The organism is Geobacillus sp. 47C-IIb, from assembly GCF_014679705.1.
In the GTDB taxonomy this organism is placed as follows: Bacteria; Bacillota; Bacilli; order Bacillales; family Anoxybacillaceae; genus Geobacillus; species Geobacillus thermodenitrificans.
On sequence record NZ_CP061473.1, the window covers coordinates 2,011,803 to 2,020,000 of the forward strand.

Genomic DNA, 8,198 nt, shown 5'->3' on the forward strand with positions numbered 1-8,198 from the left:
ATTTTTCGACAGGGGCAACCCTGTCGAATTTTTTATGGTAGTGGGTGATATGAATGACTAATCATTGTACAATAAGAATAACTATGAACATCATGAGGAGTTGACCGAGATGGAACAACGGCGCAGGCGGCTGAAACGGACAATCGATTATAGCGGCCGGGATTGGTTCCGCCAGTACGAACAGCTGGCATACGGTCGACCGCACCACGTGCTGCTTGAGAGCGGTCAAGGGGGAAGATATAGCATCATCGGCCTCAACCCAAGCGGGATCATCCGGGCGACTGAGCAGCGGTTATCTATCATCTATCGTGGGAAAGAAACGACGCTGGACGGGCCACCGCTCGAGTTGCTGCAACAATGGTTTTCGCACTTTTTAATGCCGGATGAGGACGAGCCACTGCCGTGTCAAGGTGGACTGATCGGCTACATCAGCTATGACAGCGTCCGTTACATCGAACGGCTTCCGGAGCTTGCTCATGACGATTTGCAGCTGCCGTTTATGTATTTTTGGCTGTTTGATGATGTGGCGATTTACGACCATCAAGAACAGCAGCTCCACTTGATCGTCCATGCCAGCGATGGGGAGGAACAGGCTGCTTTTCGAAGATTGGATATGTATGAGCAAATGTGGCTTGAGGAGCAGAGTGAATCACCCCGATGGTCAACTGCTGGCTCGGCCGCCGCTCCGTCTGTGTCCATGACGAAACAGCAGTTTATCGAGGCGGTTCAGCGCGTGAAGCAGTACATTGCCCAAGGTGACGTGTTCCAAGTCAACTTGTCGGTGCGCCAATCACAGCCGCTCTTAGCTCATCCATTTGCCGTCTACAAGCAGTTGCGTACCATTAATCCGTCGCCGTATATGGGGTATTTGCATACCCCACAATTTCAAGTTGTGAGCGGTTCGCCAGAGTTGCTTGTCCGTAAACGTGGACAGCGTCTCGAAACACGGCCGATTGCCGGTACCCGGTCACGTGGCCGGACGAAAACGGAAGATGAACAAATTGCACAAAAATTGCTCGCGAGCGAAAAGGAGCGAGCCGAGCATGCCATGCTCGTCGATCTTGAACGAAACGATCTCGGCCGCGTCTGTGCATATGGGACGGTTCATGTCGACGAATGGATGACAGTCGAACGATATTCGCACGTCATGCATATTGTGTCGCATGTTTCCGGAACAATCGCGCCAGAATACGATGCGTTTGCCGTCATTCGCGCCATGTTTCCAGGAGGGACGATTACGGGGGCCCCGAAAGTGCGGACGATGGAAATTATCGAAGAACTCGAACCGGTCCGCCGCGGCTTGTATACCGGGTCGATCGGCTGGATCGATTTTCAAGGCAACATGGAGCTGAACATCGCCATTCGGACGATGGTTGTCAAAGATGGAATAGCGCATGTACAAGCAGGGGCAGGTATTGTCATTGATTCCAACCCGGAGCATGAATACAAAGAATGTTTGAAAAAAGCGGCGGCCCTTTGGAGAGCAAAAGAGCTGAGTGAAGCAGAGACATTATTTTCGAGCATGAGGTGAGAATGATGATCGTCATGATTGATAATTATGATTCCTTTACGTACAATTTAGTGCAATATTTAGGTGTTCTAGGTGAGGAGCTGCTTGTCAAGCGCAATGATGAAATTACCGTTTCCGAGATTGAACGGCTCGCTCCGGATTTTATTATGATTTCCCCAGGTCCATGCACGCCGAATGAAGCGGGTGTCAGCTTGGAAGCCATCACTTACTTTGCTGGCAAAATCCCGATTTTTGGCGTCTGCCTCGGCCATCAGTCGATCGCCCAAGCGTTTGGCGGCCGTGTCATCCGTGCTTCAAGGCTGATGCACGGGAAAACATCGTCCGTTTACCATGACGGAGAAACGATTTTCCAAGGGGTGCCGAGCCCGTTTACGGCGACTCGTTACCACTCTCTCATTGTTGACAAAGAAACACTTCCCGATTGTTTTACTGTTTCCGCTTGGACGGACGAAGACGAAGTGATGGCCATCCGCCATAAGACATTGCCAATCGAAGGGGTGCAGTTCCACCCCGAGTCGATTATGACAAGTCACGGAATGCAACTGCTGAAAAACTTTATTGACACATACAAAAAGGCGTGATGGACCATATGTACGTATATGTCAACGGCAAAATCGTTCCGCGTGAAGAAGCGCAACTTTCGGCATTTGATCACGGTTTTTTGTATGGGCTTGGATTGTTTGAAACGTTTCGTACGTATGATGGCCATCCGTTTTTGCTTGATGACCATTTAGCACGGCTGAACTGCGGGCTGTCCGAACTCCACATCGCTAGGCAGTTCGGCCGCGCTGAGGCGGTCGACATCATCGAGCGGTTGCTCAGGGCAAATGAACTGCGAGACGCTTATGTGCGTTTCAATGTGTCCGCCGGTGTTGGTGATCTCGGCTTGTCGACGGAACAGTACTTACGTCCCACCATCATCGTCTACATGAAGCCGCTGCCGCCAGCGGCTCCTCAAGAGGGGAAAGAAGGGGTCATTTTAACAACAACGCGGAACAGCCCAGAGGGCGACCAACGATTAAAATCGCACCATTATTTAAACAATATGATTGGGAAATGGGAGCTTGGCAACCGTCCCCATGCAGAAGGAATCTTTCTCAATCGTGAAGGTGCGGTGGCGGAAGGCATTGTCTCCAATATTTTTTGGATAAAAGGCGGTGTCGTCTATACTCCAGCGCCGTCTGTCGGCATATTAAACGGCATCACGAGGCAATTCGTGATCGCGTTGCTTAATGAGTTGCATATCCCGATTGAAGAAGGAGTTTATCCGCTTTCTGATTTGTACGAAGCCGACGAAGTGTTTATCACCAATTCACTGCAGGAAATTGTGCCGCTTCACCGCATCGGCCATCGCGTTTATCTTGGACAAAACGGCCCGGTGACCTGTGCGCTGCAACGCCATTACCGCCGCTTTACGGACACGTTATGGACGAGGAATGAATTGTCAGAAAGGATGAATCGATGATGATAACAATGACGCGTTCGCGTGTGCTTCAATGCCGCGGGCATGAGTTGGATTTAGGCAAAAAAACATTGATCATGGGTATTGTCAACGTCACACCGGATTCATTTTCTGACGGCGGACGATTTTACGATGTAGAAAAAGCCGTTGAGCATGCGAAGCGGCTTGTGGCCGAGGGAGCGGACATCATTGACATCGGCGGCGAGTCGACACGTCCGGGAGCGGAACAGGTTCTGCTCGATGAAGAATTACGGCGCGTCATTCCAGCGGTAAGAGCGATTGCCAGTGAGGTGAATGTGCCGATTTCCATTGATACATATAAAGCGGAGGTGGCACGCCAAGCCATCGAAGCCGGGGCACATATCATTAACGATGTTTGGGGAGCCAAAGCTGATCCGGATATGGCACATGTTGCTGCTTCGTACGGAGTGCCAATTATTTTAATGCACAATCGACACGATATGGCATACCGCGACCTTATTTCCGATATGATCGTCGACCTAGAGGAGAGCATCTGCATTGTCAAACAAGCCGGAGTGAAAGATGAAAATATTATTTTAGATCCAGGTATCGGGTTTGCCAAAACGTTCGAGCATAATTTGGAGGTGATGCGGCGTCTTGATGAGTTTGCTGCCCTTGGCTATCCGCTGTTGCTTGGAACGTCGCGCAAACGGTTTATCGGCCATGTGCTTGACGTGCCAGTTGAAGAGCGTGTCGAAGGAACGGGAGCTACTGTTTGTCTTGGTATCGTGAAAGGGGCGAATATCGTCCGCGTTCACGATGTATTGCCGATCGCCCGCATGGCGAAAATGATGGATGCGATGCTTGGGAAAGGGGAGAGCGGCCATCGATAAAATCTATGTGCGAGAGATGGAGTTTTATGGCTATCATGGAGTGCTTCCCGAAGAAAATGTCCTCGGTCAGAAGTTCGTGATTGATGTGACGATGGAGCTTGATTTGCGGCCAGCTGGGCGGAGTGATTGTCTTGAGCATACGATCAACTATGCGGATGTGTACGAGCGTTGTCGGGCGATTGTTGAGGAGCGGACATTTGCTTTGATCGAGGCAGTGGCTGAGGCGATCGCCGATGATCTGCTTGCCGCTTTTCCTGCCATTCAGCGTTGTACCGTGAGGGTGACGAAGCCAAATCCACCAATCCGCGGACATTATAAGCATGTCGCCGTTGAAATTGTTAGGGGGCGTTAAATGGAAAACATTGTATATATTTCCTTAGGTTCTAACTTAGGGGATCGTGTCTATTATTTACGTTCGGCCATTGAAGCACTTGATCGCTACGAGGGAATTTCTGTAAAGTCGAGTTCGTCCATCTATGAAACGGATCCGGTTGGTTACGTCCATCAAGACAAGTTTTTAAACATGGTAGTCGAGGTGGCGACGACGTTGTCACCATTTTCCTTGTTGAACGTGACGCAACAAATTGAACAAGAATTTGGGAGAAAAAGGGAAATTCGCTGGGGGCCGCGTACGTTAGACCTTGACATTTTGCTGTATAATCATGAAAATATTGAAACAGAGCAACTAGTCATTCCGCATCCGCGTATGGCGGAGCGGGCGTTTGTTCTTATCCCGTTGCTCGAAATCAATTCCCATTTAACAATACCGAACATTTTCGAGCCGTTAACAGACATCGTTGATCGACTACCTGACAAAGAAGGAGTTCGCGTATGGAAGCAGAAAGATGGGGAAGACGTATTCGCGCTTTTCGAAAGCTAAAAGGATATACACAAGAAAGGCTGGCTAAGGAGCTCGGCGTTTCCGTCTCAATCCTTGGTGAAATCGAACGGGGGAATCGGATGCCGTCCGATTCGCTCGTCGAGCAAATCGCCGAGCTGTTAAATATATCGGTCGAAGAACTGACGCCGCCGAAAATCGAATCAAACCAGTAGAAAGGAGGCGTTTTTATGTTTCGCATTGGCGATGTTGAGATTAAAAATCGTGTCGTGCTTGCCCCCATGGCAGGCGTGTGCAACTCGGCGTTCCGCTTGACTGTCAAAGAATTCGGCGCCGGGCTTGTGTGCGCAGAGATGGTGAGCGATAAAGGAATCGTATACAACAATGAAAAGACGTTAAATATGTTATATATCGATGAGCGGGAAAAGCCGCTCAGCCTGCAAATTTTCGGGGGCGAAAAGGAAACGCTTGTCAAAGCAGCAAAATTTGTCGATAAAAATACGAATGCGGATATTATCGACATTAACATGGGCTGTCCGGTTCCAAAAGTTACGAATTGCGACGCGGGAGCGAAATGGCTTCTTGATCCGAATAAAATTTATGACGTGGTTGCCTCCATTGTCGACGCCGTTGAAAAACCGGTTACGGTCAAAATGCGAATCGGCTGGGACGAACATCATATTTACGCTGTTGAAAACGCGCAAGCAGTTGAGCGCGCTGGTGGCAAAGCCGTCGCCGTCCATGGGCGGACAAGAGTACAAATGTACGAAGGAAAAGCGGATTGGAACATTATTAAACAAGTGAAAGAAGCGGTCAACATCCCAGTCATCGGCAACGGCGATGTCAAAACACCACAAGACGCCAAGCGGATGCTTGAAGAAACCGGGGTGGACGGTGTCATGATCGGACGGGCGGCGCTCGGTAACCCGTGGATGATTTATCGCACCGTGCACTATTTAGAAACAGGGGAGCTTATCCCTGAACCAACGCCGACAGAGAAAATCGATGTGTGCCTGTTGCATTTAGACCGTTTAATTGCGCTTAAAGGTGAGTATATTGCTGTCAAAGAAATGCGCAAACACGCCGCTTGGTATTTAAAAGGCATTCGCGGTGCAGCGAAAATCCGCAACGCCATCAACGAGTGTGAGACACGGGACGAACTAGCCGCATTGCTGCTGAAAGTCGCACAGGATGCAGAGAATCAGGCGGCAGCGAACGCCCGGGCCGTATAGGAGCGGAATTTGATGAAGCGGATGACTGCCAGCACGCGCTGGCAGTATTTTTCGTAAAAAATCATTAAATGGAGTGAATGAAGGATGAGCCATGAAGAATTGAACGACCAATTGCGTGTCCGCCGGGAAAAGTTAAAAAAAATCGAAGAGCTAGGTGTCGACCCGTTTGGCAAACGGTTCGAGCGCACGCATAAAGCAGAAGAGCTGTTTAAACTGTACGGCGATTTGTCCAAAGAAGAACTTGAAGATCAGCAAATTGAAGTCGCTGTCGCCGGCCGCATTATGACGAAACGCGGTAAAGGAAAAGCAGGATTTGCTCACATTCAAGACGTCACAGGGCAAATTCAAATTTATGTCCGCCAAGACGATGTCGGTGAACAGCAATATGAGCTGTTTAAAATCTCTGACCTTGGTGATATCGTCGGTGTGCGCGGCACTATGTTCAAAACAAAAGTCGGCGAGCTTTCCATCAAAGTGTCATCATATGAATTTTTAACAAAAGCATTGCGTCCATTGCCGGAAAAATACCATGGTTTAAAGGACGTCGAACAACGTTACCGCCAACGTTATCTCGACTTAACTATGAATCCGCAAAGTAAGCAGACGTTTATCACCCGTAGTCTCATTATTCAATCGATGCGGCGTTATCTCGACAGCCAAGGTTATTTGGAAGTCGAAACACCGATGATGCACGCCATAGCAGGTGGTGCGGCTGCACGTCCGTTTATTACGCACCATAATGCCCTTGATATGACACTTTATATGCGAATCGCCATCGAACTCCATTTAAAACGGCTCATCGTCGGCGGTTTGGAAAAAGTGTATGAAATCGGACGCGTCTTCCGGAATGAGGGGATTTCCACCCGTCACAATCCGGAGTTTACGATGCTTGAACTGTACGAGGCATATGCCGACTTCCGTGACATCATGAAATTGACAGAAAACTTAATTGCTCACATTGCCACGGAAGTGCTTGGCACGACGAAAATTCAATACGGCGAACATACCGTCGATTTAACGCCTGAATGGCGGCGACTTCATATGGTCGATGCGATTAAAGAATACGTCGGCGTTGATTTCTGGCGACACATGGACGACGAGGAAGCGCGGGCGTTGGCGAAAGAACATGGGGTCGAAATCGCCCCGCACATGACGTTTGGTCATATCGTCAATGAATTTTTTGAACAAAAAGTCGAGTCGCAACTCATCCAACCGACGTTCATTTATGGCCACCCTGTCGAAATTTCGCCGTTAGCTAAGAAAAACCCGGACGATCCACGCTTTACCGATCGATTTGAGCTATTTATCGTTGGACGTGAACATGCGAACGCGTTTACGGAACTAAACGATCCGATCGACCAGCGCCAACGTTTCGAAGCACAGTTGAAAGAACGTGAACAAGGGAACGATGAAGCGCACGAAATGGACGAAGATTTCCTCGAAGCGCTCGAGTACGGTATGCCTCCAACAGGCGGACTCGGCATCGGCGTTGACCGTCTAGTCATGCTCTTGACTAACTCTCCGTCCATTCGGGATGTGTTACTCTTCCCGCAAATGCGTCATAAATAAAAAATATTGTCCCCTGTGTGAAAATGCACAGGGGACGATTTGTTTTTTAAAAAACTATTGACTTTTAACATATAAACAATATAAAATGAAAATCGTCGCTTTGATAAAACAAAAACAGTAAAGCGAGTTGACAAATATTATTCAACGTGCTATATTAAGATGGTACGTCGGAACGATGACGAAAGTTGTCGAAGATAAAGAGTTATTGACAAACGAAGAAATTTGATTATAATATAACTTGTCTATTGGATAATTGCCTAGTGATGATAGCGGAGAGGAAACACCCGTTCCCATCCCGAACACGGAAGTTAAGCTCTCCAGCGCCGATGGTAGTTGGGGCCAGCGCCCCTGCAAGAGTAGGTCGTTGCTAGGCAATACCGTGGAGGATTAGCTCAGCTGGGAGAGCACTTGCCTTACAAGCAAGGGGTCGGCGGTTCGATCCCGTCATCCTCCACCATTTAATCTATTATGAACTATTAGCTCAGTAACAAGGGTTGTATCTTTGAATTCATTCCGAATTGTCTCAATGCTCTAGACACCTTTGAACGTGCTAGTAGAGGAAGAGACATCATCTAATATGAGTGTATGACAAACTCATGAGCCATTAGCTCAGTAGGTAGAGCATCTGACTTTTAATCAGAGGGTCGGAGGTTCGAGTCCTCCATGGCTCACCATAATTGATTTGCGGGTGTGGCGGAATTGGCAGACGCGC

General features: G+C 48.8%; 9 protein-coding genes, 3 tRNA genes and 1 rRNA gene (1 of these 13 only partly in view). All 13 read left to right on the forward strand.

From position 1 onward, the window contains the following. The first annotated feature begins 109 nt into the window (after positions 1–109). Entirely contained in the window at positions 110–1,531 is a 1,422-nt protein-coding gene (gene pabB, locus IC804_RS10180) for an aminodeoxychorismate synthase component I (protein ID WP_011886615.1), read from the forward strand. A gap of 5 nt (positions 1,532–1,536) precedes the next feature. Then, a complete protein-coding gene (pabA, locus tag IC804_RS10185) occupies positions 1,537–2,112 on the forward strand; it encodes an aminodeoxychorismate/anthranilate synthase component II (RefSeq protein WP_029761883.1) in 576 nt (191 codons plus the stop codon). Positions 2,113–2,120: 8 nt separating this feature from the next. Then, the gene (gene pabC, locus IC804_RS10190; RefSeq protein WP_029761882.1) at positions 2,121–2,996 is read left to right on the forward strand and encodes an aminodeoxychorismate lyase; all 876 of its coding nucleotides are present in this window, start codon (positions 2,121–2,123) and stop codon (positions 2,994–2,996) included. Further along, on the forward strand, positions 2,993–3,847 hold the full coding sequence (folP, locus tag IC804_RS10195) for a dihydropteroate synthase (protein WP_029761881.1): 855 nt from the start codon (positions 2,993–2,995) through the stop codon (positions 3,845–3,847). The genes pabC and folP overlap by 4 nt, the downstream gene beginning before the upstream one ends. Next, positions 3,810–4,199, forward strand: coding sequence for a dihydroneopterin aldolase (folB, locus tag IC804_RS10200; protein WP_029761880.1), 390 nt, complete (start codon positions 3,810–3,812; stop codon positions 4,197–4,199). The genes folP and folB overlap by 38 nt, the downstream gene beginning before the upstream one ends. Beyond that, positions 4,200–4,727: a 2-amino-4-hydroxy-6-hydroxymethyldihydropteridine diphosphokinase gene (gene folK, locus IC804_RS10205; protein ID WP_029761879.1), complete on the forward strand. Its 528-nt coding sequence runs from the start codon at positions 4,200–4,202 to the stop codon at positions 4,725–4,727. After that, positions 4,679–4,900, forward strand: a complete 222-nt coding sequence (locus tag IC804_RS10210) for a helix-turn-helix domain-containing protein (RefSeq protein WP_008881720.1) — start codon at positions 4,679–4,681, stop codon at positions 4,898–4,900. The genes folK and IC804_RS10210 overlap by 49 nt, the downstream gene beginning before the upstream one ends. A 15-nt stretch (positions 4,901–4,915) precedes the next feature. After that, positions 4,916–5,917, forward strand: coding sequence for a tRNA dihydrouridine synthase DusB (dusB, locus tag IC804_RS10215; RefSeq protein ID WP_011886617.1), 1,002 nt, complete (start codon positions 4,916–4,918; stop codon positions 5,915–5,917). 84 nt (positions 5,918–6,001) lie between these two features. Beyond that, positions 6,002–7,486 carry a lysine--tRNA ligase gene (gene lysS / locus IC804_RS10220; protein ID WP_029761878.1) on the forward strand — a complete coding sequence of 495 codons (1,485 nt, stop codon included), beginning with the start codon at positions 6,002–6,004 and terminating at the stop codon, positions 7,484–7,486. 256 nt (positions 7,487–7,742) lie between these two features. Next, positions 7,743–7,859 (forward strand): 5S ribosomal RNA (rrf, locus tag IC804_RS10225). A gap of 8 nt (positions 7,860–7,867) precedes the next feature. Next, a tRNA-Val gene (locus tag IC804_RS10230) sits at positions 7,868–7,943 on the forward strand. A 141-nt stretch (positions 7,944–8,084) separates the two neighbouring features. Continuing rightward, positions 8,085–8,160, forward strand: a tRNA-Lys gene (locus tag IC804_RS10235). Positions 8,161–8,170: 10 nt separating this feature from the next. Continuing rightward, a tRNA-Leu gene (locus IC804_RS10240) sits at positions 8,171–8,198 on the forward strand; it runs 57 nt beyond the window's last position.

Excerpts from the sequence above, each read along its gene's own strand:
- pabC (WP_029761882.1), top strand. The coding sequence starts at position 2,121 with ATGTACGTATATGTCAACGGCAAAATCGTTCCGCGTGAAGAAGCGCAA.
- lysS (WP_029761878.1), top strand. The coding sequence starts at position 6,002 with ATGAGCCATGAAGAATTGAACGACCAATTGCGTGTCCGCCGGGAAAAG.
- dusB (WP_011886617.1), top strand. The coding sequence starts at position 4,916 with ATGTTTCGCATTGGCGATGTTGAGATTAAAAATCGTGTCGTGCTTGCC.
- pabA (WP_029761883.1), top strand. The coding sequence starts at position 1,537 with ATGATCGTCATGATTGATAATTATGATTCCTTTACGTACAATTTAGTG.
- folK (WP_029761879.1), top strand. The coding sequence starts at position 4,200 with ATGGAAAACATTGTATATATTTCCTTAGGTTCTAACTTAGGGGATCGT.
- folB (WP_029761880.1), top strand. The coding sequence starts at position 3,810 with ATGCGATGCTTGGGAAAGGGGAGAGCGGCCATCGATAAAATCTATGTG.
- pabB (WP_011886615.1), top strand. The coding sequence starts at position 110 with ATGGAACAACGGCGCAGGCGGCTGAAACGGACAATCGATTATAGCGGC.
- IC804_RS10210 (WP_008881720.1), top strand. The coding sequence starts at position 4,679 with ATGGAAGCAGAAAGATGGGGAAGACGTATTCGCGCTTTTCGAAAGCTA.
- folP (WP_029761881.1), top strand. The coding sequence starts at position 2,993 with ATGATGATAACAATGACGCGTTCGCGTGTGCTTCAATGCCGCGGGCAT.